The sequence below is a fragment of the Dyadobacter sandarakinus genome (genome assembly GCF_016894445.1).
GTDB lineage: Bacteria > Bacteroidota > Bacteroidia > Cytophagales > Spirosomataceae > Dyadobacter > Dyadobacter sandarakinus.
In genome coordinates this window covers 4,603,093-4,627,213 of sequence record NZ_CP056775.1, presented here as the reverse complement: position 1 = coordinate 4,627,213, position 24,121 = coordinate 4,603,093, and the positions used below count along the sequence as shown (strand labels likewise).

At 48.4% G+C, this 24,121-nt stretch carries 20 protein-coding genes; 8 read left to right on the top strand and 12 right to left on the bottom strand.

All coding sequences use genetic code 11. The annotated features are described in order from the left end of the window. Positions 1 to 14 precede the first annotated feature (14 nt). From HWI92_RS18880 to HWI92_RS18870, 3 genes are all read left to right on the top strand, one after another. Positions 15 to 1,373, top strand: a complete 1,359-nt coding sequence (locus HWI92_RS18880) for an aspartate kinase (protein WP_204658170.1) — start codon at positions 15 to 17, stop codon at positions 1,371 to 1,373. Positions 1,374 to 1,413: 40 nt separating this feature from the next. Then, a complete protein-coding gene (gene serS / locus HWI92_RS18875) occupies positions 1,414 to 2,706 on the top strand; it encodes a serine--tRNA ligase (RefSeq protein WP_204658168.1) in 1,293 nt (430 codons plus the stop codon). A gap of 170 nt (positions 2,707 to 2,876) precedes the next feature. Beyond that, a complete protein-coding gene (locus HWI92_RS18870) occupies positions 2,877 to 3,203 on the top strand; it encodes a hypothetical protein (RefSeq protein ID WP_204658166.1) in 327 nt (108 codons plus the stop codon). A 17-nt stretch (positions 3,204 to 3,220) separates the two neighbouring features. Here the strand turns inward: HWI92_RS18870 and HWI92_RS18865 are convergent, their stop codons facing one another. The 5 genes from HWI92_RS18865 to HWI92_RS18845 all read right to left on the bottom strand — a co-directional run bounded on the left by HWI92_RS18865 (position 3,221) and on the right by HWI92_RS18845 (position 10,110). Then, positions 3,221 to 7,003: a DEAD/DEAH box helicase gene (locus HWI92_RS18865; protein ID WP_204658164.1), complete on the bottom strand. Its 3,783-nt coding sequence runs from the start codon at positions 7,001 to 7,003 to the stop codon at positions 3,221 to 3,223. Positions 7,004 to 7,083: 80 nt separating this feature from the next. Then, entirely contained in the window at positions 7,084 to 7,518 is a 435-nt protein-coding gene (locus HWI92_RS18860) for an NUDIX domain-containing protein (protein ID WP_204658162.1), read from the bottom strand. A 17-nt stretch (positions 7,519 to 7,535) separates the two neighbouring features. Next, entirely contained in the window at positions 7,536 to 8,120 is a 585-nt protein-coding gene (gene lpcA, locus HWI92_RS18855) for a D-sedoheptulose 7-phosphate isomerase (protein WP_204658160.1), read from the bottom strand. Positions 8,121 to 8,151: 31 nt separating this feature from the next. After that, positions 8,152 to 8,808: a tRNA (5-methylaminomethyl-2-thiouridine)(34)-methyltransferase MnmC2 gene (mnmC2, locus tag HWI92_RS18850; protein WP_204658158.1), complete on the bottom strand. Its 657-nt coding sequence runs from the start codon at positions 8,806 to 8,808 to the stop codon at positions 8,152 to 8,154. A gap of 33 nt (positions 8,809 to 8,841) precedes the next feature. Next, a complete protein-coding gene (locus HWI92_RS18845) occupies positions 8,842 to 10,110 on the bottom strand; it encodes an aspartyl protease family protein (RefSeq protein ID WP_204658156.1) in 1,269 nt (422 codons plus the stop codon). Positions 10,111 to 10,407: 297 nt separating this feature from the next. On the opposite strand from HWI92_RS18845, the gene tpiA reads away from it, so the two are divergent. Beyond that, a complete protein-coding gene (gene tpiA, locus HWI92_RS18840; protein WP_204658154.1) occupies positions 10,408 to 11,169 on the top strand; it encodes a triose-phosphate isomerase in 762 nt (253 codons plus the stop codon). A gap of 61 nt (positions 11,170 to 11,230) precedes the next feature. On the opposite strand, the gene HWI92_RS18835 is transcribed toward tpiA, so the two are convergent. The 4 genes from HWI92_RS18835 to HWI92_RS18820 form a co-directional block, all read right to left on the bottom strand. After that, a complete protein-coding gene (locus tag HWI92_RS18835; protein ID WP_204658152.1) occupies positions 11,231 to 12,436 on the bottom strand; it encodes an OmpA family protein in 1,206 nt (401 codons plus the stop codon). Positions 12,437 to 12,535: 99 nt separating this feature from the next. After that, the gene (locus HWI92_RS18830; protein ID WP_204658150.1) at positions 12,536 to 13,279 is read right to left on the bottom strand and encodes a DUF5672 family protein; all 744 of its coding nucleotides are present in this window, start codon (positions 13,277 to 13,279) and stop codon (positions 12,536 to 12,538) included. Between the two features lie 14 nt (positions 13,280 to 13,293). Continuing rightward, positions 13,294 to 14,271 (bottom strand): glycosyltransferase family 2 protein, encoded by a 978-nt coding sequence (locus tag HWI92_RS18825; RefSeq protein WP_204658148.1) that lies wholly within the window; start codon positions 14,269 to 14,271, stop codon positions 13,294 to 13,296. A gap of 63 nt (positions 14,272 to 14,334) precedes the next feature. After that, positions 14,335 to 15,621 carry a hypothetical protein gene (locus tag HWI92_RS18820; RefSeq protein ID WP_204658146.1) on the bottom strand — a complete coding sequence of 429 codons (1,287 nt, stop codon included), beginning with the start codon at positions 15,619 to 15,621 and terminating at the stop codon, positions 14,335 to 14,337. Positions 15,622 to 15,719: 98 nt separating this feature from the next. On the opposite strand from HWI92_RS18820, the gene HWI92_RS18815 reads away from it, so the two are divergent. From HWI92_RS18815 to HWI92_RS18800, 4 genes are all read left to right on the top strand, one after another. After that, positions 15,720 to 16,271 carry a hypothetical protein gene (locus HWI92_RS18815; RefSeq protein ID WP_204658144.1) on the top strand — a complete coding sequence of 184 codons (552 nt, stop codon included), beginning with the start codon at positions 15,720 to 15,722 and terminating at the stop codon, positions 16,269 to 16,271. A gap of 21 nt (positions 16,272 to 16,292) precedes the next feature. Beyond that, positions 16,293 to 17,087 (top strand): cysteine hydrolase family protein, encoded by a 795-nt coding sequence (locus tag HWI92_RS18810; protein WP_204658142.1) that lies wholly within the window; start codon positions 16,293 to 16,295, stop codon positions 17,085 to 17,087. 104 nt (positions 17,088 to 17,191) lie between these two features. After that, on the top strand, positions 17,192 to 20,056 hold the full coding sequence (uvrA, locus tag HWI92_RS18805; protein ID WP_204658140.1) for an excinuclease ABC subunit UvrA: 2,865 nt from the start codon (positions 17,192 to 17,194) through the stop codon (positions 20,054 to 20,056). Between the two features lie 109 nt (positions 20,057 to 20,165). Further along, positions 20,166 to 21,002, top strand: coding sequence for a fumarylacetoacetate hydrolase family protein (locus tag HWI92_RS18800; protein WP_204658138.1), 837 nt, complete (start codon positions 20,166 to 20,168; stop codon positions 21,000 to 21,002). Positions 21,003 to 21,059: 57 nt separating this feature from the next. Here the strand turns inward: HWI92_RS18800 and HWI92_RS18795 are convergent, their stop codons facing one another. From HWI92_RS18795 to era, 3 genes are all read right to left on the bottom strand, one after another. Next, the gene (locus HWI92_RS18795; protein WP_204658136.1) at positions 21,060 to 21,422 is read right to left on the bottom strand and encodes a hypothetical protein; all 363 of its coding nucleotides are present in this window, start codon (positions 21,420 to 21,422) and stop codon (positions 21,060 to 21,062) included. A gap of 307 nt (positions 21,423 to 21,729) precedes the next feature. Continuing rightward, positions 21,730 to 23,040 carry a ribosome biogenesis GTPase Der gene (der, locus tag HWI92_RS18790; RefSeq protein ID WP_204658134.1) on the bottom strand — a complete coding sequence of 437 codons (1,311 nt, stop codon included), beginning with the start codon at positions 23,038 to 23,040 and terminating at the stop codon, positions 21,730 to 21,732. A gap of 67 nt (positions 23,041 to 23,107) precedes the next feature. Continuing rightward, positions 23,108 to 24,037, bottom strand: a complete 930-nt coding sequence (gene era / locus HWI92_RS18785) for a GTPase Era (RefSeq protein ID WP_204658132.1) — start codon at positions 24,035 to 24,037, stop codon at positions 23,108 to 23,110. Between the last annotated feature and the right edge of the window lie 84 nt (positions 24,038 to 24,121).

Sequence of the window (24,121 nt, the reverse complement as noted above, 5' to 3'; positions counted from 1 at the left end):
CAATCCATATAAGTATGCAAGTCTGGAAATTCGGGGGTACGTCGGTGGGTAAGCCTGAACGTATGCATTCAATCCGAGAACTTCTCAATAACGATCCCAGCCGTAAGATCGTGGTACTGTCCGCGCTGTCGGGTTCAACCAACGCATTAATTGCGATAGGCGAAGCTGCAAAGGCCTACGAGGAAGAAAAAGTTACCACACAGATAGAGGATCTGAAAACGCATTACAATCTTTTTATCAAGGAACTTTACAGTACCGAAGAAGGACTTGCAAAAGGACAGGAAATTGTAGATGCGGAATTTGGTTACATCAATTCGCTGGTTGGTATCAAACCATTTACAATCCGTCAGGAAAAGGAACTTGTTGCTGAGGGCGAAATATTGAGTACCAGAATGTTCCAGGCTTACCTTGAAGAAAAGGGGGAAAGCAGCGTACTTCTTTCTGCATTGGATTTTATGCGGATTGATGCCGACGGTGAACCCGAGCTTCCGGTTATTGAAGAGAAGTTGACAACAATTTTAAATCAATATACAGACAGGCAGACCATCATCACACAAGGATTCATATGCAGGAACCCACGGGAGGAAGTAGATAACCTGAAACGTGGAGGATCTGACTATACAGCGTCTCTGATTGGCGGAGCTATCCGGGCGGACGAAATTCAGATCTGGACAGACATTGACGGAATGCATAATAATGATCCGCGGGTTGTGAAGCGTACCTTTCCGATCCGGGAACTTACATTCGAAGAAGCTGCCGAACTGGCTTATTTCGGTGCTAAAATCCTGCATCCGAGTACCATTACGCCTGCCAAGCTGCGCGGTGTTCCGGTACGATTAAAAAACACAATGCAGCCCGAAGCCCCCGGAACACTCATTGCAAATCAAACTTCCGACAGGGACATCAAGGCGATTGCTGCAAAGGATAATCTTACAGCCATATACATCCATTCAACCCGTATGCTGAATGCCTACGGATTCCTTCGTAGAGTGTTCGAGGTTTTTGAAAAATACAAAACCCCGGTGGATATGATTACGACATCAGAGGTATCCGTATCCGTAACCATCGACAACTCCGAAAGTCTGGATAAAATTACGGCTGAGCTCCGGGAGTTTGCTGATTTAGAGGAACATGACCGTGATCAGACGATCATTTGCATTGTAGGAAATTTCAGTGCGGATAAAGAAGGAATTGCTTTGAAGGTACTGGATGCTATGAAAAACATCCCTATACGAATGATTTCGTATGGAGCGTCTGAACATAATCTTTCCTTGCTGATTCATACCCGTCATAAAGTAGAGGCGCTGAACGTGTTGAACGAGCGGTTGTTTTACTATGAGGATGCAATGAAGGATATTTTTACAGCTCCATAAGCTACTCCATTTACCTATTCAATTCATAGCGCAGGCTAGCATGTTACAGACTAACTACATCCGGGATCACCGGGACGAAACCATTGCAGGTTTAATAAAAAGAAATTTCAAGAATGCAGAGGAAGCAGTTGACCAGATCCTCACACTCGACCAGCAAAGGCGGGACACACAGCAAGAGCTGGACGATGTACTGGCCCAATCCAATGCAAAGGCGCGCGAAATCGGTGCATTGATGAAGTCCGGCAAGCAGGCCGAAGTCGAAGCAGCTAAATCCGAAACTGCTGCATTGAAGGAACGTTCCAGAGAATTGGAGACAGCACATAAGGCATTTGAAAAAACGCTCCTCGATGAACTTGTAAAACTCCCGAACCTGCCTCATGCAAGCGTGCCCGCCGGCTTTGGTGCAGACGACAACGAAGTAGTACTTGAATCAGGAGAAAAGCCCACCCTGCCCGCTGGTGCATTGCCGCATTGGGATCTGATCAAAATTCTGGGAGGGAAAAATGCCCCTGTCATCGACTTTGAGCTGGGAAATAAGATTACTGGTGCAGGATTCCCGGTTTACAAGGGCAAAGCAGCACGGCTGCAAAGAGGATTGATCTCTTTCTTTATGGATCAGGCTGCTGCGGCCGGATATACCGAAATACAGCCGCCGATTCTGGTAAATGCCGAGTCGGGTTTTGCGACGGGTCAGTTGCCGGATAAGGAAGGACAGATGTACCATGATGCCGCTGATGATCTTTACCTGATTCCTACCGCCGAGGTACCGGTAACAAACCTGTATCGTGACGTGATTGTGGCAGATGCTGATCTTCCCGTTAAAAATGTGGCCTATACGCCTTGTTTCCGGCGCGAGGCTGGCAGCTGGGGTGCTCACGTTCGTGGCCTGAACCGGCTGCATCAGTTTGATAAAATTGAGATCGTGCAGATCAACCGTCCGGAAGACTCGTACAATGCACTGGAAGAAATGGTGGCACACGTACGTACCCTGCTCGACAAACTGGAACTTCCGTACCGTATTCTCCGGCTTTGCGGAGGGGATATGGGCTTTACCTCTGCCCTCACATATGATTTCGAAGTATGGTCTGCGGCCCAGGAACGCTGGCTTGAATGCAGCTCAGTGTCAAACTTTGAAACATACCAGGCCAACAGGCTTAAACTGCGGTATAAAAATGCGGACAAAAAGACGCAGCTGCTGCATACACTGAATGGCTCGGCACTGGCATTACCAAGGATTGTAGCGGCATTGCTCGAAAATAATCAGCAAGCCGACAAAACAGTACGCATTCCCGCTGCATTGGTCCCGTACTGCGGTTTTGATATCATTGAATAACGGGCAAAATATCGCAATTCTGCAACAAAATAGCACTATAAAGATGCAGGTATGCCTGCTTGCCTTGTTGAGGAATACATTGTTGTACTTTTTCCAACCATTTGGCCTGAAAATTGCTCTTTAAGCCAGTATGAAGTAAGTACGAGTTCCTAATAAAAGGCAATTTTGTTATGAAAAATCGAATTACGCTTGTAATAGCATCACTCCTGTTAGGCTTATGCATTATGCAGAAAGAAGCCAGAAATAAAGCAATAGTGAATATTAATGTAGAAAAAGTATATGATCTGCCGACAGATGGTGGCAGGCTGGCCGGCGCTTCCGCACCTTTTGTAAGAAAAAGGAATGATCAGAACGGTGAAAAGACTGCGGCAATCGTAAGTGTTGAGCAGGAAATAGCTTCCCTGGACTCTGCTACCCGCGTTGATGAAGGATCGAGGCTTTTGAACCACAATTTGCTTAACATTGCAACAACCGGCAAGGTGCTGCTGAACAATTAGGAAAACATTCCGGGGCTTTAACTGAAAAGCCCCAGAATGTCGTCCTGACTTAGTTTTTTAACAAATCCGGATTCTCCGCCCACCAGATCTTCCGCAAGGTCTTGCTTCCGCTGCTGCAACAGGAGGATCTTCTCTTCAATGGTATCTTTACAGATCATTTTGTAAGCAAATACCTTTCTCGTCTGCCCGATCCGGTGTGTACGGTCAATGGCTTGCCGCTCTACCGCAGGGTTCCACCATGGATCTACGAGGTACACATAGTCAGCTTCTGTAAGATTAAGCCCTACACCGCCAGCTTTCAGACTCATGAGGAAAACCCGGCAGGTCTGGTCATTCTGGAAGCGGCTTACGCGTCCGGCCCGGTCCACAGTTTGGCCGTCCAGATATTCGTACGGGATTTTTACCTTTTCCAGATGTGTACGGATCAGGTCGAGCATGCCCAAAAACTGGCTAAATATCAGAATCTTGTGATTGGAGGCATTTTCCTCAATTTCCCGGATGATTTCTTCCAGCTTTGCCGACTCGTTTCCATAATGCTCTTCTCCGGACAAAATGGAAGGTGAATCGCATATCTGCCTGAGTTTAAGCAAGGCTTCCAGAATCAGGAAACTGCTTTTGTTCAAACCTTCGGTAGCCAGCTTTTCGGCGATTTCCACCCGGTATCTTTCCCGGAAAGTATCGTAAACCTTGCGCTGCTGCTGACCCATTTCACAAAACAGGATTGTTTCTGTTTTGTCAGGCAGGTCAGTGGCAACCTCTTCCTTCGTGCGTTTCAGCATGAATGGATATACCAGTTTTCTTAACTCCTCCGCTTTTTCCTTATCCTGGTACTTATCAATGGGCGTAGCATATTCCGTCCTGAAAAAGTCTGCATGGCCAAGCATACCCGGATTAAGGAATTCAAATTGAGAATACAGGTCAAAGGTATTGTTCTCGACCGGCGTACCTGTCATGGTCAGTCGGTTATGCGCATGCAACAGCCGCGATGCTTTGGAGGTGAGTGAATCCGGATTTTTGATGGCCTGCGCCTCGTCCAGGATAATGTAGTGAAATTCAAAATGCCGCAAGAGCTCTACATCACTCCGCATGGTACCATAAGTAGTCAGCACAATGTCGTACTCCCTGAAAAAATCAATATCCTTGCGCCGCGTCATACCCCGGTGCACATACAGGCTCAGGTCGGGTGTAAACTTTGCAGCCTCTGCCTGCCAGTTGAAAATTAATGTAGTAGGAACTACGACCAGGTTCGTATGATGTGGGTTGACATTTTTTTGTTTTTGTAAAAACGTGAGCATCTGTAACGTTTTACCCAAACCCATATCGTCAGCCAGGCAGCCTCCCCAGCCGAATTCATCCAGAAAGTGGATCCATTTGTAACCCTCTTCCTGATACTGCCGCAGCGTACCCTGGATATTATCAGGCAGGGCTACATTCGGTATTTGCTTAAAATTGAGCAGCTTTTGCTTTTTCTCCCACAATTCCCTGAATACATCCTCACTGTCGATCTCCGAAATAAGTTCGTCTATCAGCGAAAAATGGATCTTTGATAATCTGATACGATCGTCCTCCACTTTCCCGAACTGAAGAAGCGGCTGGATTTTGGTGATCCATTCATCCGGAAGTACACCCAGTGTTCCGTCTTCCAGCTGCACGTAGTTCTGCTTTTTCAACAATGCTTTCTTCGCATCTGCCAGGGTAACTTTTTGCGTGCCGAATGTGATTTCCAGCTGCATATCAAACCAGTCAATACCCGAAGAGGCCCGAACATTTACAACTGCCCTGTGCGGGTTAAAGCGCATTTTTTTCAGCTCTTTAAATCCGAGCAGCTCATGATGCTTCTTACCTGCTGCCTCCACAAAGCCGAACAACCACCCGTCTTTCATTACATGGTCAAACGGAATATAGAAAAACGGCTGCCCCAGCTGGTTCCCGAAAGAAGGATGCAATGATCTAAGCCACTCCCAAACCTCGTTCTCGGCATTGGTATTGCGCTGCTCAATGGTTATCCGGTTTTCATCAAAGCCGGTTCTTGTTTTGCGCAGATCGTGTAAAAATTCCTGCTCACTTCCATTTTCCTGCTCATAAACATAAGCAGGCACTATCAGCAGGTTTGCATCGTCTTCTTTAAGGTAAATGCGCGTCTTTTTGTAAGTCAATGACTTTGACTCGATCTCATGACGGGTCTGGAAAATAATATCAAACCGGCCTGTCAGCGGAACAATCCAGTCGCGCAGGAACTCTGATGAAAATTCCTTTTTGACGCGGACACGATAGCCGTTTTCACTCAGGTATGCTGCCATTTCGGCCTCGCTGATGCCTGCCCAGCGAAATAATGTATTTTCATTGTAAACCCCCAGCCAGAAACTATCCAGTGAGATCACCTTTTGCAACTCGATCGGGCTGCCGGGTTTGAGCTCAATGTAGGGGTTAAGCGTAATAAATTCCTTATCCTCCGTAAGCACGAAGAAAATCCTGACAGGCTCGCGGTGGAGCTGCAATTGTGTGAGCTGGTTGTTGCTGGTCACATAATCGCCGTCCGACAGGTACAGCCGCTCTGCATCGAGATCATTGAAAACGCGTATAATCTGCTTTCCGACGTAGTTCCGGGCTTCTAACCGCTGCTCAGGCGTAACATCGTCAAAATGCAGGTAAGCATTGTAAGCCCATCCCTGCTTGCGGATAAACTTTTGCAATCCTTCTTCCCAATGCTTGGCGATGCGCACCAGCCTGGCATCGGACTCGGTAAGTACCGGAATTTCGTCAGCAGCATAGTAGTGGCTTGATCCGCCTGCGATGTTCCGGATATTGGTAACCTTTTCAGATTTTGAGCTGAATTTGACCGAAAAAACCCCGAATCCTACATCAAGAAGGTGGTTTTTGCCTTTGGGCCAAAAAACAAAGATCGACATGCGGTCCTCGTCGTCCTGGGTACCCCCATTGCCTGATACATTGAACGTGACGGCTTGCTCGGGTAAAATCCGCTCACGCAGCATTTGCCAGTCCTGGTACGGACCTACTTTCTGCAAACCCGGGTCAAGCTTCACAAGGTACAATGCACCTTCTTCATCCAGCTTAAAGTCGAACTTTCCTTTGATCTGGTCGGCAAGCGAGTAGCCGTACTCGGCCAGCAATGCATTTTTTTCTGCTGTAAAATCCCGCATGACCTCAAACGCGCGTTCTCCAAGCTCTTCCTTCAGTTTGAGAAGTGCTGCCAGCTTGTGTTCACAGAGAGGAACCCATAACTTTTGTCCGCAAGTACAGGAAGTATGGATTTTGCGTGTACCGGAAATGCGTTCAAAGTGAACCTGGTTCTGGTGCCCGCTGTATTCGACAGTGCAGGCAGCTTTACCGTCTTTTGCATCCGTGATTTCAACCTGTGTGACTTGCTCCCGGTTTTTCCAGGTATCGTCCATTACAAGGTTCCGTAGCTGATTTTCCTTGATTTCTGCAAGTTCGATGTCCGAGCTTTCCATTTCGTGCAGTACCTGACGAATGCTGGGCATTTTGTCAAGAATATACAAAATAGCTGCTGCCCGGTGCTTGCAGAGGTTTCCGTTACCGTAGGGACATGAACATTCCGTAGATATCTGTGGTGTCAGAAAGTTACGGATGTGTATTTGGTAGTATTGAATGGAATAGTCGCTCTTGACCTTAAATTCCGCTATGCCGGGACCATTATAATCGAGCTTCGCAACTTTTAATCCACCGCTGCTATAAATGGAACGCCCTCTCGACAAAACATCCTTATCTGCCCTCTTCACTAGGTAGGCAGATAGCTTCTCCTTCTTTTCGTTTTCCATTTACCCTGCTGCCTTTTAAAAAACGCAAAAATACGGCATGTTTCTCTTTTATAGAAACGTAGAGGGCAGATATAGGAAGCTTATTGCACGTAGGGCTGATCAATAGGACCTATAAAAGGTGAGTAGGGAAGCGTATGATACGACTGAATTTGCGCGCCGACATTCGGGTAAAGGATCTTACCTGTCACTTCCGGCAGCGGCAGCCACACAATTTCGAGGGCAGTTGTCTGGCCGGGATCAAGTACCGGCTCGCCGGTGATGGTTGCTTCAAATACCATGTGCAGGGTCTCTTTCCGGGGTTCGGTCCAGATTACCTCTCCACAGCAAACCATGTTGCCTATGGTAGCCTCCACACAGATTTCCTCTCCAATTTCACGGACCAGTGCTTCCCGCAGGCATTCACCTGGATCCGGATTGCCGCCGGGCAATGCAAATACTTCCTGGTTGCCGTAGCAGTAGCGCAGTGTAAGTACTGCATGGTCTTTGATAATGAGTGCTGATGGCCGGACGTTCATGAGAGAAGTGTATGTACTTAGTTGATAATGACCATTTTTTCAATTAGTAACATAAAAATATGGATCACCTTAATGTGAATTTCCTGAATGCGGTCGGCATAGCCGAAGTGAGGGACACGGATTTCAACATCAGCCAGACCCGCGAGCTTTCCGCCATCTTTGCCCGAAAGGATGATGATTTTCATTCCCTTGTTTTTGGCAGCTTCCACTGCTTTGATAATATTGACCGAGTTGCCGCTGGTACTAAGCCCGAGCAGCACATCGCCCGGCTGTCCTAATGCCTCAATGTATCTTGAAAATACATATTCATAGCCATAATCATTGCTTACACAGCTCAGATGACTGACATCCGAAATGGCGATTGCCGGCAATGCCCGCCGGTTATCGCGGTAGCGGCCGGTAAGTTCTTCCGCAAAGTGCATGGCATCACAATGCGAGCCCCCGTTACCGCAGGACAGGACCTTGCCATTGTGAATGATCGCTTCCGCCATTAATCCGGCTGCATGCTCAATTTTTTCGAGCTGAGCAGGGTCACTTAAAAATCCGTCGAGCACTTTTTGTGCCTCGCTCAGCTCCTGGCTGATGATATGCTGGTAGTTCATGGGTTGATTACCTGTGATTGGCCCAAGTATACTAATTTTTTATTGCTCTCAGCACGTGGGTTTTTCTTCCCGGACCCTTGTGCCGCTCAACAGTAAAGCCTGCAGCGGCCAGTGCCCGCTTCACAATTCCTTTTGAAGAGTATGTAACCAGTACGCCGCCGGGCCGGGTTTGGGCTGCTATTTTGTGAAAAATGGTTTCGGTCCAGAGCTCAGGCTGTACTCTGGGATCAAACGCATCATAAAAAGTTACATCGAAAGTATCCGCAGCTGCAAACATTTCCAGTGTTGAATGCTCTTTCCGGAAGGTAAAAAACGGGGAGAGAGGATAATCTTCAGACCAGGGTGCCTGATGAATGTCTGCCAAGCCTTTTTGCCCGGTAATCGCATCGTAATTGAGGGAAAGTGCCTCGTCCAGGCTTACCGGGTAGGCTTCTACGGAAGTGTAGTAAACGGGTTTTTGGAGCTGATCAGCCAGCTTCCAGGCAAGAAATGCATTTAATCCTGTTCCCAGGCCCATTTCAAAGACCTTTACAGTACCGGCCGTACTTTCGAGAACGGGTTTGAGGCCGAGGTTTATGTAAATGTGGGTCGATTCTGCAACCGCCCCCTGAAGTGAATGGTATTGCTGGTTGAAGCGGGTGCTGTACAATGAGTGTGACCCATCTTCTGTCACGATGAGGCGTTCCAATAAAGCCGCTGTTTGGTTTGGCTCTAAATGTAATCAAATCATGCGCCTGAGCTTGATTTGTGTAAAGAAAATATCCCCTTTACGCTTCACCAGCAGGTCCACATTCTTACCGTCCCCACGTTGTAAAACCTTGTAAATATCACTTACATTGAGGTCGGCAGCGGCATGGTCGTCAATAAAAAGTAACTGGTCTCCTTCTGCCAATCCGGCCTTGGAAGCCGGTGAATCGGCTGCAATGTGGTTGACAATGTATGACCGGAAATTTTGTCCTTCGGCCCGTATTTCCATTCCGCTCATATCATGCTCAAACTTTTCCCGCATGCGGCTGCGTACGGGTTTCAGCACCATGTAGCCTTCCTGGTAGTTCATGGTAACTTTAAATCGGCGCAGGAGCTCGCAGCCGATGTTACCCTGCCGGGCACTGCCTTGCCGCAGCTTGGCACCGAATGCAATGCTGTCGGGAAATGAGGCAACAATGTTGTCCATTTCAAACCGGCCCAATTTTAGGCGGTCAATACGGCCCAGGTTTCCATTAATGACACCGTTCAACCCGCGTCCCAGCTGCGCCCGGATCACCTTCTGAGGAAGTTGGAAGGATTCTTTCGGTGTATTGTTCAGCAGCAGCGCATGGCCTGCACCGGTGTCAATCAGCACCCGGATAGGATGTTCACGACCGTCGGCAAAAAGCGTGACAGCGTCGGTAAAAGGTTTTGTATCCTCAATAATCAAAGGATGCCTGTCTCCCTTGCTGTTCTTGTACTTGTACCTGTCAGGCCGCATCAGGATGATTTCTTTTTTCGAAAAATCAATCGTTACTACGAAGTTGTTGAAGATCTCGTACCCGAAAATACCGTGGACCGGTACGCCCACATACTCCGACAGGTGTAAAAAATCATCTTCCAGAACCACAATGTTCTGGTGGTTGGCCCGCAGCCTTCCCATCTGGAGCTGATTGTCAATGGCCACATGCGCAGAGATGGACTTGCCCTCACCCGCTCCCGTCAGGTTGACTTTCCGGGTAAGGCGCAGCTTGTTGGCTTTCAGTACGTAGGGGTCTGTGATAATAATGGAACTTACACCGGTATCGAGTATAAACCGCAGTGAGTCAGTATCATTGATCTTTGCATACAGGATGATCAGGTTGGAATGCAGCTCAAAGGGAATGCGGGCAGACTTGTAATTGCGGTCGAGAAAGTAACCGTATTTTTCCTCAGATACAGGATGGTCTTTATCAGACCCGGCGAGTATTACGGCAGGGGTAAAAAGTGTGACCGTTAACAACAACCACATAGACGTTTTCATCGTGGCCTCCTTTCTTGGTTCTTTCGTTAGAAATATTCACATACACGCATTTAACACGTTGACTATAATAGGATTATTGGTCTGTTTATGATCTTCTGTGTTCATGGGCAATCACGTTGGCATTGCCCGGTCTATAAGGTAAAAGTAACTGATTTGAGCTTAAATAAACACAAAAAAATCTCGAATTTTACTTATTTCCTGTATTTGACATCAACGTTGATATATAATCATGGAAATGATGAAATAGTGGTAATTTTGTTGCGTTAAATGGCATTTTCTCACAATAAAAATTTTCACATGCGAAAGAAAATTGTAGCAGGTAACTGGAAGATGAACAAGCTTATGGATGAAGCAGTTGCGCTTACTTCGGAGCTTGTCAATATGGTAAATGATGAAGTTCAGGGTGACGTGAAAGTGATCCTTTGCCCACCCGCACTTTACCTGCCGGTTATCAAAAGATATATTGAAGATTCATCCCGTTTTGATCTTGCAGCTCAAAACTGCTCCGACAAGGTATCGGGCGCATTTACAGGAGAAATTTCTGCTGCCATGCTGCAATCTGCAGGGATCGGGTATGTACTCATCGGACACAGCGAGCGTCGTCAGTACTTCAATGAAAGCAATGCAGTACTGGCAGAAAAGGTCAACACGGCCCTGGCCAATGTTGTATCACCCATTTTCTGCTGCGGTGAGTCCCTGGAACAGCGCCAGAATTCGGATTACATTGGTTTTGTAAAAAATCAGCTGACCGAAAGCCTGTTTCATTTAACCCCCGAGCAACTGCAGGCGGTAGTGATCGCGTACGAACCCATCTGGGCGATTGGTACCGGGCTTACTGCCTCTGCCGAGCAGGCGCAGGAAATGCACGCAGCACTGCGCGGGCACATTGCTGAAAAATATGGGAGAGAAGTTGCCGAGGAAATCTCGATCCTGTATGGCGGGAGCGTCACAGCTGCCAGCGCAGCGGAGCTCTTTGCTTCCCCGGATATCGACGGTGGACTGGTGGGAGGTGCTTCCCTCAAATCGCGGGAGTTTACCAACATCATCAAGGCTCGCTAAGCCAAGCGTACCTGACAGCCGCAAGGCCTGCCGACGATCATCGGCAGGCCTTAATACTGTATTAGTTATCAAGAATCACAAATTCAACACGGCGGTTTTTCTTGCGCTCCTCTGCACTGCCCTGGGTCAGCGGGCGCGTGGCTCCATAACCTTTGGCCTCTATCCGGTCGGCACTTACGCCTTTTCCGGTAAGATAGTCCCGCACGGACTCGGCGCGTTTGCGCGAGAGTTCCAGGTTTTTATCAAAATCACCTACATTGTCGGTATGCCCCTCCACCCGGATGCGGATAGAAGGATTGTCTTTCAGTACGCCCACCAGCCTGTCGAGCTCAGGGAATGATTCCGGCAAGAGTGTGAACTTGGAGGTTTCAAAGTAGATGTTAGGCAGGTTTACGGTTTCGCCGGCAGTAAGCGGTGCCAGGTAGATATCATTGTCAAACATAGTTATGCCGGAAGAATCCGCCGGAGAGATGCGGACGGTCTGTCCATAAAAACCTTTGGCACTGATACGCAGCTCATAGCTGCCCGCAGGGTCAACCCCGACCCGGTACTTGCCCGAGGACGAGCTGATTTCGAGCGAATCCCCTTTTTCCACATACGAGATCCTGGCACTTACCGGCTGCCTGGTTTTGGCATTGAAGACCGTTCCCCTGATTACAGCCATACTATTGTCCGGTGCAGCGGGAGCAGGTGTTGCCGGGGGCGTAATAGTTACTGGTTTTTTGGCCGGTGGCGTGGCTTTAGTGCCAGCCCTGGCACTTCTGGCTGCTGACTTCTTTTCAGGATTGGTGATGTGGATGCCATAGAAATTCCAGGATTGTGATCCTGCGGAACTTCTTCCTTCGTAAAAATCAAAAATCTCGATACCCGGCGTCAGTCTTTCAAAATAAGCAACAAAATTGACGGTTTCGCCGGGTGCTACATTCTTTCGGGTCGGGTCAGTGGGGATATTTTCGGCTTTGATAAGCTTAAATTTCTTTTCAATTTCCCCGGGTTTGTAGAGGCGGGTTTCAGGGTCGAGCCAGATCTGGCTTGCACCCGGCATCAACTGGTCGGGCAGGCCAAACAATTTCAGCTGCGATTTTCCCGGCTTTTCTGTAAACTGTAAATGAATGATGGTTTGACTATCGGTCAGCTCTACTCTCTTGATTTTCACGTAGGTCGCCGACTGCTCTTCTACCTTGGGATTTTCAGTAACCTGCGCACAGGCAGCACTCACTGAAAGCCAGATGAAGCAAAAGAAACCGGAAAGCAACTTAGGGTTCATAACTGTTGACGGATGGTTTTAAAATCAAATAACAGCAAGAACGCAGGTAAGAGGCAGGATAGTTTGTTAAAAATTGTTAAACACCAAAGTTAAACCCTTTCAGGAAATATAAGCTGACCAGAACTGGGGATCGTAGCGCTCCCAGGCGTGACAGGCAAAAGGCAGTTTGTGACCGGTCAGTTCGAAGGTAGCAGCCGGGCTTTTTTCAAATGCAAAATGCAATGCCTCCCGCCACTCCGGCAATTTCAAAAATAGCTTCATCGGCAACAACCGCGTGGATTCCTGTGAAAAAAGCATATCCTCATTACCTTTCCAGGCCGGGTAAAAGCGGTTGTAAATTTGGAGATAGCGGATGATGGCAGGAATACGCCGGAGCGAAAGGCCTCCATTGAAAACCACCCGCCTGCCCGACAGCCCTTTCGCCATGATATGGGCCTGGGCACCCGCTAATGCATTAAATGCAGGCTGATGAAGAGACGGTGCACCGATATAGTCATACCCCTTGGCACACCATTCCGCGAGCTCGTTCCTGAACACGTAAGCATCGAGCTGGTAAATCAGGATGTATTCAAATGAGGAAAAAAGCTGGTAAAAACCGACTGACGTAAGCAAACTGTTGTAAGCTGCAATGCTTTCAAAAGACGCATCATCAAGCGATAAGATATCAAGTGTCGGGTATTGATCCTGCAATTCCTGTACATCCAGCCTGTGCGGCTTTATGATTTTTACAGGATAATGCCCAAGCACCGCTATGCACTGCCGCAGCGATAATGCTTCATTCGCTGATAGCGGGTACTGGTATACCGGAATGATCACCGCAGCCGAAGTGCCAGGTTTTTTCACGTTTAAATGAATATTTATTCGAGTAAATCGCCGATGGCAGGTAGCCACCAGTCTTTACTGCTGAAACGATAATAGCCGCGGATCAGCTGATTGACAATCGGTGTCACACGCTGGTACCTCTTCTCGGGCAGTGACGCCCGGCTGTAAAAGTGTTTCTGTGAAAGATGGAGCCTTGCCAGCTTTTCCCTGGGCACAAATGGTACCGACCTGAGGAGCATGTACAGATCATGCAGCTTACCGGCTTTTTCCCGCAGCGGCAGCAGCTTTTGCTCACGTTCCCTCGTAAATCTGTCTTTCAGCTGCACCTTCTCCATTTTAGCCCCAAACCCTACCTGCTGGCTCGAATGCACGCGGTAGGAGATCAGGGTGTCTGCAATGAAATCAATTTTGTTCTGCAGGCTGAGGAGCATTGCAATCCATGCGTCGTGGATCAGGTCGGGAACGTGGGTAGGAAAAGGAGTGAGCCTTTCGAGTGCAGATTTCCGCAAAGCCAGCGTAGCGCCCGTTACCACAAACCCATGGAACAGAATCTCATGCGGCTTGCCGTCTGTCCATTGCTTTTGGCTTACTTCATCAAACTCAATTTCCTGCCAGATGGTCCGCCCCGTAGGTTGGGAATCATCATTAACCATCATCGCATCCGAAAATACGGCATCAATATCTGGGTGAGTATCGAGGTAATTTTTTTGTACACTTACCTTGTCGGCCCGCCAGATATCGTCCTGGTCGCACAGGAATATAAGGTCACCACTGCATAGGGAGAGGCACTTTTCGAAGTTCCTGGTAGAGCCCAGATTCTGCTCATTAATATGAATCTGTACAGGAAAGGAGACTGTTTTTGCAAAATCCCGGATGATCTGCACGGTGGAATCCGATGACCGGTCGTCGCACACAATCAGCTCGTCAACTGGTACCGTCTGCCCTGCAATGCTCTTCAACTGCTCAGGCAGGAACCGCTCGCCGTTGTAAGTGCACATAGCTACTGAAACCATACAAATCGTAATCTAAAAGGGCTGCAAGTTAGTGCCGAAATACGGTTTTGAGAAATCAGCACATCATTTCGGGTCAGGGTTGCGGAGTATTGCATCATCGAGTTCAACCACCTTCCGGTCCACGGCCCATTGCAGCATTTCCGAGTAGGGTGCTGCTTCCCGGTAGTATACCAGGGCTGTGCCAGGGTCTTTTTGCCAGCGTTTGATTGTCTGCACCAGCCCGGTATTTGTCTTTTCAAGCTCGCGCAGATTGTTATAGTACACAACGCCCCAAAGTACAACAGACGCAAAGACAATCGGGTTAATCCATTTTTTTCGTAAAATCTTCAAATCAAGCCCAATCAGGAACAGGAGTACCGGAATACTGGCGGTAAAAAACATGTACCTTGGTGCAATGCCGCCCGCTGCTTTGGTGTCAAACCTGGATATAGATATGATGAGGCCCGTCAGGATGGGCAGCGTTAGCAGGCCGTAAAGCAACGGGTTACGGAATGCATAGCCACTCCGCAGCAGCCACAGCCAGAACACAAGTACAGCCAGCCCGGCACCCATGCAAAGAATGATGTTGGGTACCTGTCCGGCAGCCGGATTGATATAGATAAAGCTGCCCAGAAAAGTAAAAAACAGCCGTGCCATCCAGTCTATACGGAAGGGCACTACCTTGGCCGCACTTTCGGGCATGTGCAGGAAGGTTAGCAGGGAAAGTATCGCCGAAACCAGGAGCCAGCTGTACAGCATTGTTTTTTTCTTTTGTACAAAAAGTAAAAAAGCACCGACCGGAAGTACCAGAAATCCGTTTCCGAAAGTAAATACTGCAATAGTAGCCGCAGCCAGGGCCGCTGCAAAATGCCCGCTAAATGCCCTGGTCGAACGATCGAGCAGGAAGAGGCTGAGAAATGAGAAGAAAAATACCGTATAATGCTGTATTCCGCCCCAGTAATAGAATGTTACCTGCCAGAAAGCCAGTCCGAACAGGAATGTGACCGCAAAAAGTACATTTCCTGCATTGAGCAACCCATTGCGGCGCATGATGGCGAGCATGAGCCCAAAAAATCCGAATAAAAAGCAGTTCTGAAAATAAACCAGGTGTGCAAAGCTGAGCTTGTGAAAAATGGCGTAATAAAGGGCAGCAGCTGATTTGGAGATCAGGATACGATGCTCATTGTGCCGGCTGAAGAGCGTTGCAGCCTTTTCGCCGACCGTGGTGTTTTCAAAATAAAACTTCCGGATGAATGCCAGCGTCGTGTCGTAATCATCAAAAGAAGGCAGGCCGGGGGTGTGCTGTAAAAGGGTAAAAAGGAAGGTGAAAACAAGGGCAATACATAAAGCTATCGATGGATATTTGGGCATATCTGATATTTTTGTCAAAAAACTTTATGGCTTCCTGGGGCTCATAAAGTTAAGGTCAGAAGTCGGATTTCTGAATTTTAATTACCAAATACACCTTAATGGCTTTACCCGATCAGCTTAAAAAAGCGGTAATTCAGATGCCCGCGAAGGAAAAGGACAAGCTGCTGCTGCGGCTGATTGCGAAGGATAAGGCGCTGGTTGACAAGCTGCACTTCGAGCTGATTGAAGACAGCGCAACCATACCGGAGAGGCGTGAGGAGCTGACATCACGCATCATCAGAATTTCAAAATTCAACCAGAACACACCCGGCTGGGTACTGGCCGACATACGCGGGCTGAGTTCTGATATTGCCTACCATGTAAAGGTGACCAAAGACAAGCAGGGCGGCCTGGAACTGAACCTGCTGCTGCTCAACACCTTCCTGGAAACACACCGCGATACGCTCAAAACCTATTCGAGCCGCGCTGATCCGTGTGCATTGTACATCGCCAAAAAAGCACAAACCGTCGTAAACGGACTCAATCGCCTCAACGAAGATTACAGGTTCGATTATTTAGAGGATGTGAACCGTATGCTGAAGGCTGTATTCAGCCTGTGTTCAAAGCAGTACGCACGCCAGCTCGAACTGCCCGAAGTGTGGCACATTTGAGCAAAACTTGATACCGGGTCTATGAGAAAAGTTGCCTTGCTCATTATTGATGCACAGTTTGATTTCTGTAATCCTGCGGGTACCCTGTACGTACCGGGTGCTGAAAAGGACGTGGAGCGCATAGCCGCCCTGATCGCACTGGAAGGTGAAAAGATCGACAGCATTTTTGTGACGCTGGATACGCATCGGGTGCTGGATATCGCACACCCGCTGTTTTGGGAAGATGCCAACGGAAACACAGTAGCGCCATTTACATTGATTACCGCTGATGCCGTAAAAGCCGGCAGATGGGTGCCGCGCTACCACTACGAGTATGTGCTCACATACCTGGAAAAGCTGGAAAGTGAGGGAGCATTCGGGCATTTCATCTGGCCGGAGCATTGTCTTGTCGGATCAAAAGGAGCTGCACTGGACGATACCGTGCTGAGTGCGGTACTCGCCTGGACCCATCGTACAGGCAAAGACTACACGGCCATTGTAAAAGGTACCAACCCGCTGACCGAGCATTTCGGGATTTTCAGGGCGCAGGTACCTGTGGAGGGAGCACCCGAAACCAGTCTCGACCAGGCGCTGCTGGCTTCGCTTGGTACGTTTGATGAAATACTGATTGCCGGAGAAGCCCGCTCGCATTGCGTGGCAACCAGCATTGATCAGCTTCTGAAATATGTCCCTGAATTGGCTCCGAAAGTGAAAGTACTGACCGACTGCATGTCGGACGTAACCAACTGGGGCCACCTGGCCGATCCCATCTTTGCGGATGCATCAGAAAAGGGAATGGTTTTTACAACTTCCACAACTGCATTGCGGAATGGGTAAACCCATCGCCAGGCTCCTGAATCATTAAACTAAATACCCCGGCTTTTGGTTAGTAAAAGGATAGGGCTGCCGCCGGTAGCCCTCGTTTTTTCACCTGATTTTTTATGACGAACTCACCCGTAAAGCGGATTGAAGCTTCCCGATTTGATGATCTTGACCCCAGAAAATACATTCTGATCAAAGGTGCCAAGGTCAATAATCTTAAGAATGTTGACATAGCAATACCCAGAAACAAGCTGGTGGTCGTGACCGGGCTCTCGGGCTCGGGAAAATCATCCCTGGCTTTTGATACCCTTTTTGCCGAAGGCCAGCGGATGTACGTGGAAAGTCTGAGCAGCTATGCCAGGCAGTTTCTCGGACGTATGGAAAAGCCTGAGGTGGAGTATATCAAAGGGATTTCGCCGGCCATCGCCATTGAGCAGAAGGTGAATACCAGGAACCCGCGCTCAACTGTGGGGACTTCCACCGAAATTTATGATTACCTGAAACTTCTTTTCGCACGGGTAGGGCGCACGTACTCGCCGGTGTCCGGTGAAATAGTGAAAAAAGATGCCGTGACCGACGTGGTCAACTTCATACTCGGGCATGAAGAGGGCAGCCGGGTAATGGTACTCGCGCCTTTGCTGGTGCGCGAGGGCCGTACACAGCAGGAGGAACTTACCATTCTGCTTTCCAAAGGCTACAACCGCATTGAGCTCAATGATGAGGTTGTGGCGATTGAAGAAGTACTTGAAAAGCCGGAAGCTTATGCCCAGGCAGGTAACCGTATCAACATTGTGGTAGACCGGGCCGGTGTCCGGCACGACGATGAAGATACGCAGTACCGCCTTTCGGATTCGGTGCAGACTGCCTTTTTTGAAGGAGAAGGAGATTGCATGGTGCAGGTAGTGGGTGGCGAAAGAAAGTTCTTTTCGGATCGGTTTGAGCTTGACGGAATAATTTTCGAGGAGCCGAGTGTCAATTTGTTCAGTTTCAATAATCCTTATGGCGCTTGTAAAAGGTGTGAGGGTTTTGGTAAAATCCTGGGTATTGACCCGGACCTGATCATTCCCGACAAAAACCTTTCTGTATACGAAGGTGCTATTGCACCCTGGCGTTCTGAAAAGATGAGTGAGTGGCTGGTGCCTCTTGTGCGCAATGGTACCAAATTCGACTTCCCCATTCATCGTCCGTATAAAGATCTTACACAGGCTCAGAAAGACCTGCTCTGGACCGGAAACCAGTACTTTCAGGGGATCAATGCATTTATTGCCGAAATCGAAACACAGACTTACAAGATCCAGTACCGGGTAATGCTGTCGCGGTTTCGAGGCCGTACCACCTGTCCTGACTGCCGGGGCTCGCGCCTGAGAAAGGATGCGTCGTACGTGAAAGTAGGCGGCAAGTCTATTACGGATCTGGTATTAATGCCCATCGCCGAGGTTTCGACATTTTTTGCGACCCTCACCCTCAATGAGCATGAGCGCGAGGTAGGACGCCGGGTTTTGGTAGAAATCCAGAACCGCCTGGAATACATGATCCGAGTAGGCCTGGGTTATCTTACACTCAACCGGCTGACCAGTACACTTTCCGGAGGTGAATTTCAGCGGATCAAGCTGGCTACTTCCCTCGGAAGTGCATTGGTAGGGTCCATGTACATTCTGGATGAGCCCAGTATCGGATTGCATCCGAGGGATACGAAGCGCCTCGTAGGTGTTTTGGAATCTCTGCGTGACCTTGGAAATACGGTGATTGTGGTAGAGCACGAGGAAGAAGTCATGCATGCAGCCGACCAGATCATCGACATTGGTCCGGAAGCCGGCACCGGGGGCGGACATGTTGTTTTTCAGGGAAGCTGGGAAGATATCAGGGAGTTGGGCAATGAGGACCAGGAAGAACAAACCGAATTTCCATCACATACGCTGGACTTCCTCCTGGGCAAAGAAGACATTCCTCTGACTAAAATCAGGAGAAAACCATTGCATTTTCTCGAAATTAAAGGTGCCAGAGAAAACAACCTGAAAGACCTTGATGTAAAAATTCCGCTGAATGTACTGACCGTGGTCACAGGAGTGAGCGGCTCGGGTAAGTCGACGCTCATCCGCAAGGTTTTTTATCCTGCACTGATGCGCACCAAAGGCGAGTTCAGCGAAGACGTGGGCAAATTTGATGAGCTCAGCGGCAGTATTGACAGGATTGAAGCCATAGAAATGATCGATCAGAACCCGATCGGGAAATCGTCGCGGTCTAATCCGGTTACTTACATCAAAGCCTACGATTACATCCGCCAGATGATGGCCGACCAGCCACTATCGAAAGCCAGGGGCTACAAGCCTTCCCATTTTTCATTTAATGTGGACGGGGGCCGCTGCGAGGTTTGTCAGGGTGAGGGCCAGGTCAAAATCGAAATGCAGTTTATGGCCGATATATACCTGACCTGTGAGGGATGCAATGGAAAACGCTTCAAACAGGAAATACAGGAAGTACGCTATCAGGACAAAGACGTGGCTGCAATCCTCGACATGACGGTGGATGAAGCCATCGAATTTTTCAGGGATGTGGAGCCGAAACTGGTCGAAAAACTGCTGCCTTTGCAGGAAGTAGGGCTGGGTTATGTGGGTTTGGGCCAGTCGTCCAATACTTTGTCCGGCGGGGAGGCACAGCGTGTAAAGCTGGCGTCATTCTTAGGAAAAGGCAGCAGCAGCAAAGGGAAGACGCTCTTTATCTTCGACGAACCTACCACGGGCCTCCATTTTCATGATATCAAGAAGTTGCTGAAAGCGATCAATGCATTGGTGGAGCAGGGTGACACCGTGATCATCATTGAACATAACATGGAGGTGATCAAGAGTGCGGACTGGATCCTGGATCTCGGGCCGGAAGGTGGCGACGGCGGCGGGTACCTCACTTTTGCAGGTACACCCGAAGAAATGATCAAACTTTCCGGGAATTACACTGCTGACTTTTTAAAAGAAAAAATACCGCATTGATGCCGCTCCGGATTGAAGGTGTAGCCTGATCGTTTTTCAGGAGAGTAGTTATTTTAGAGTATGATATTTGTTCAAAAAGCTTATTCAGTCTGAAATAACGTCTGTTTTTATGAAACTATACAAAACTCAAAACGGCATTTTGCTTGAAAAAAGCGACCTTTTCTACCGTCTGCACCAGACAGACTGGGATGAGGTCGTCAACCGCGATAACCTGTACGACTGGCTCGAAATCCATTCAGCCGATCTCATTCCGCTGACATTTACGGATGATATCCCGATGCCTGAGCTGCTGGCGCCGATCGGTTCGCAGGAGGTGTGGGCGTCAGGCGTTACTTACTACCGCAGCCGCACAGCACGGATGGAAGAGTCGGAAGTTGCCGGAGGAGGTTCTTTTTATGACAGGGTTTACGAGGCAGAGCGGCCCGAGTTGTTTTTCAAATCATCACCTGCGCGGGTAGTAGGTAATCATGGTACGGTACGTATCCGGCGCGACTCGTCCTGGAATGTCCCCGAGCCTGAACTGACGCTTTTTGCTTCGTCTACGGGAACGCTGGTGGGTTATACCATCGGCAACGATATGAGTTCAAGGAGCATTGAAGGAGAGAACCCCCTGTACCTGCCGCAGGCCAAAACCTACACCGGCAGCGCTGCATTGGGTCCCTGCCTGTATGTACCCGAATATGCATTGCCCGAGGATACAGTCATTGACATTGCAATTGTACGTGGCGGCACCGAAGTATTTGCAGGAGAAGTTACGCTCGCGCAAATGAAGCGGAAGGCAGACGAGCTGCTTAAATTCCTTTTCAGGGAGCTGGATTTTCCGCAGGGTGCGTATTTGATGACGGGTACAGGCATTGTACCGGAGTCTGATTTCACACTGGAAAAAGGCGATATAATCCACATTTCAATCGAACCCATCGGTACCCTGACGAATGTCGTGGGGTAAAATAAAAAAGAGCTGAGGCGCACCGCCTCAGCTCTTTTTGTTGGTCTGTTACCTGGCTCAGCTCAGGGCAGGATACCCAACGAATGCATATACCACACATTTAACCATTTCAACAAGCTTGGTAACGATCGTCTTGTCGGTTTCCGCGGCTGCTTCCTTGTTAAAAAATGATTCGGGACCTTCTTCGAGTACACGCTCATTCAGCGTAGTTGCCTTGCTGATAACTTTGTTCTGACCGGCTGAAACCTGGTTTTGGGGTTTCACTTTCCAGGTCCGCGCCTTTTTTACTGCGGGCTTTTCCGCAGGAGCGTAAACACCCTGCAGCTTTTTGTGGGCTACAAACATATTGTGTGAATACCCGGTAGCACCTGCGTGAAGGCTGAAAAGTAAAAAGATAATAAACAATTTAACAGTTTTCATGGCTCAGCGTTGTTTCAGTCGTTCAGAAATCAGTGTAACTAATTGACTCTACAAATATATATGTTTCATTAGGTATCTTGCAATACATAGTACCTTGTTTTTAACAAAAATTATGAAATTTTTTTATCAGGTACTTTTTGCAGGTCAGCCGCCGGTTTACAGATGTGAAGTTACCTTCAAACGTTGCAGCTGAGAAATAAAAAATGATGAAGCGGGGTGAATGATGCCTGAAACAAAGTATGATCCCGATGAAACGTAAAATGCCAGATCGGAGACCTGGCATTTTGATATAATAAAAAAGACGTAATTACTTCTCCCTGAAGAACATCGTGATAGGTACGCCTGAAAAATCAAAGTTTTCCCGCATACGATTTTCGAGGTAACGCTTGTACGGTTCCTGAACATACTTGGGATGACTTGAAAAGAACACGAAGGTCGGCGAGGGGGTAGGCAACTGGATCATGTACTTGATATTGATGTACTTACCCCTGTGTGCCGGCGGCGGATATTTTTCAATTTCAGCCTGCATGACGTCGTTCAGCTTGGAAGTCGAGATCTTCTTCGTCTTGTTCTGGTACACTTCCATTGCTTTTTCCATTACCTGGTGTATGCGCTGCTTTTCTACCACCGAAGCAAAGATGATCGGCATGTAGTTCATGGGCGCCAGCTTTTCCAGCAGGTTTTTCTTGTAAGCATCGGCCGTTTTAGAATCCTTTTCTACAAGGTCCCATTTGTTGACCATGATCACGATCCCTTTTTTCGCTTTATCGGCTTGTCCGATGATGTTCATGTCCTGGCCTTCAAGTCCCAGTGTAGCGTCCAGCAGTACAATCACCACATCAGACTCTTCCATGGCTTTTACGGAGCGCAGTGTGGAGTAATATTCAATATCCTCTTTTACGCGTGATTTGCGGCGGATTCCCGCCGTATCGGTAAGGATAAATTCCATCCCGAATGCCTTGTAATGCGTGTGGATCGCATCGCGGGTGGTGCCGGCGATATCGGTTACAATGCTCCTGTCGGTACCGGTCAGTACGTTCAGGAATGATGATTTGCCTACATTCGGACGGCCCATGATCGCAATGCGCGGAATACCCTGCTCAGGATTTTCAACGCCTGCCGTATCAAAGTGTTTGATCACCTCGTCCAGCAGCTCGCCCGTACCAAAGCCTGTCTGCGCAGAAATCGCAAAGATCTGTTCGCCCAGTCCCAGTTCGTAAAACTCCGCTGCCGACTGGTAGCGTTCGGTTGTTTCGGCCTTGTTGGCTACGAGATACACCGGCTTTTTGAACCGGCGCAGCACGTTTGCAAAATCCTTGTCAAGATCGGTCAGGCCCGTCATGGTATCTACCATAAACAGCACCACGGTCGATTCCTCAATGGCAAGCTCCACCTGATCGCGGATCGCGCCTTCAAATATATCTTCCGAGCCAACTACGTAGCCGCCCGTATCTATAACTGTAAAATACTGATCAGTCCATTCCCCGTAACCATAATGGCGGTCGCGGGTAACACCGCTCTGGTTGTCCATAATCGCCTTGCGGCTTTCGGTGAGGCGGTTGAATAATGTGGATTTCCCGACATTCGGCCGGCCCACAATTGAAATAATATTTGTCATTACTTAGCTTTTAAATAGTCCGGACAAGCTGCGAAGCCTGTCCTTCGGTCTTTTTGTTTATAAAAAATTAATCATTGTTGTTATATCCGAACTGCCGGAGCTTGTTCTCCTTGCTGCGCCAGTCGGGCTCTACCTTTACATGCTGCTCAAGGAAAACTTTCTTGCCGAAAAATGCTTCCAGGTCCTGGCGGGCCTGAATGCCTATTTTTTTCAGCATTTCACCTTTCTCACCGATAATAATACCTTTCTGACTTTTGCGCTCCACAAGGATCTCGGCACGGATCACGATGATATCCTCCTTCTCCTTGAACTCGCTGACAACCACTTCGGAGCTGTAAGGAATTTCCTGCCGGTAGTTCAGAAATATCTTTTCGCGGATAATTTCGGAAGCGAAAAAACGCTCAGGCTTGTCGGTTAGTTCGTCTTCATCAAAATAGGGTGGGTGAAAAGGAAGGCGGGTTATAACAGCATCAAAAAGGGTCTGGATGTTAAATTGTTCCAATGCCGAAATGGGCACGATTGCAGCAGGATCCACCTCATTCTGCCACTCTTCCATTTTCAGCTTCACATCCGCTTCATTGGAAAGATCCGTTTTGTTAAGGACCAGGATAACCGGCGACGCGGTTCTGGACAGCAGGGGAAGTACTTCATGCCCGGCAGCTTTCTCACCAATTTCCACCACAAACAATACCATGTCCGCATCTTCCAGCGAGCCCTTTACAAAGGTCATCATGGAGTCATGCAACTTGTACGAAGGCTTCATCACGCCGGGTGTATCCGAGTACACAAGCTGAAAGGGAACATCTTCGTGCGTTCCGTTAAGGATACCCATAATCCGGTGACGGGTAGTTTGGGCTTTAGATGTGATAATGGACATTTTTTCGCCCACCAGCACATTCATCAGGGTCGACTTCCCGACGTTGGGCTTTCCAATAATGCTCACAAACCCTGCCCGATAGCTGCGAAATGGAATATCTGGTTCTGTTGATTCACTCATGTAAGTGTCAAAAAGCGGCTCCGCTTTTACTTTTTTTATTTTTTTTACAAAAGTAGTTGTTTTTTCCCAAACGGCCGTGTATGT

What these genes read in the sequence shown, in the direction of transcription:
- HWI92_RS18880 (WP_204658170.1), top strand. Translation starts at nt 15, where the DNA reads ATGCAAGTCTGGAAATTCGGGGGTACGTCGGTGGGTAAGCCTGAACGT.
- serS (WP_204658168.1), top strand. Translation starts at nt 1,414, where the DNA reads ATGTTACAGACTAACTACATCCGGGATCACCGGGACGAAACCATTGCA.
- HWI92_RS18870 (WP_204658166.1), top strand. Translation starts at nt 2,877, where the DNA reads ATGAAAAATCGAATTACGCTTGTAATAGCATCACTCCTGTTAGGCTTA.
- HWI92_RS18865 (WP_204658164.1), bottom strand. Translation starts at nt 7,003, where the DNA reads ATGGAAAACGAAAAGAAGGAGAAGCTATCTGCCTACCTAGTGAAGAGG.
- HWI92_RS18860 (WP_204658162.1), bottom strand. Translation starts at nt 7,518, where the DNA reads ATGAACGTCCGGCCATCAGCACTCATTATCAAAGACCATGCAGTACTT.
- lpcA (WP_204658160.1), bottom strand. Translation starts at nt 8,120, where the DNA reads ATGAACTACCAGCATATCATCAGCCAGGAGCTGAGCGAGGCACAAAAA.
- HWI92_RS18845 (WP_204658156.1), bottom strand. Translation starts at nt 10,110, where the DNA reads ATGAAAACGTCTATGTGGTTGTTGTTAACGGTCACACTTTTTACCCCT.
- tpiA (WP_204658154.1), top strand. Translation starts at nt 10,408, where the DNA reads ATGCGAAAGAAAATTGTAGCAGGTAACTGGAAGATGAACAAGCTTATG.
- HWI92_RS18835 (WP_204658152.1), bottom strand. Translation starts at nt 12,436, where the DNA reads ATGAACCCTAAGTTGCTTTCCGGTTTCTTTTGCTTCATCTGGCTTTCA.
- HWI92_RS18825 (WP_204658148.1), bottom strand. Translation starts at nt 14,271, where the DNA reads ATGGTTTCAGTAGCTATGTGCACTTACAACGGCGAGCGGTTCCTGCCT.
- HWI92_RS18820 (WP_204658146.1), bottom strand. Translation starts at nt 15,621, where the DNA reads ATGCCCAAATATCCATCGATAGCTTTATGTATTGCCCTTGTTTTCACC.
- HWI92_RS18815 (WP_204658144.1), top strand. Translation starts at nt 15,720, where the DNA reads ATGGCTTTACCCGATCAGCTTAAAAAAGCGGTAATTCAGATGCCCGCG.
- HWI92_RS18810 (WP_204658142.1), top strand. Translation starts at nt 16,293, where the DNA reads ATGAGAAAAGTTGCCTTGCTCATTATTGATGCACAGTTTGATTTCTGT.
- uvrA (WP_204658140.1), top strand. Translation starts at nt 17,192, where the DNA reads ATGACGAACTCACCCGTAAAGCGGATTGAAGCTTCCCGATTTGATGAT.
- HWI92_RS18800 (WP_204658138.1), top strand. Translation starts at nt 20,166, where the DNA reads ATGAAACTATACAAAACTCAAAACGGCATTTTGCTTGAAAAAAGCGAC.
- HWI92_RS18795 (WP_204658136.1), bottom strand. Translation starts at nt 21,422, where the DNA reads ATGAAAACTGTTAAATTGTTTATTATCTTTTTACTTTTCAGCCTTCAC.
- der (WP_204658134.1), bottom strand. Translation starts at nt 23,040, where the DNA reads ATGACAAATATTATTTCAATTGTGGGCCGGCCGAATGTCGGGAAATCC.
- era (WP_204658132.1), bottom strand. Translation starts at nt 24,037, where the DNA reads ATGAGTGAATCAACAGAACCAGATATTCCATTTCGCAGCTATCGGGCA.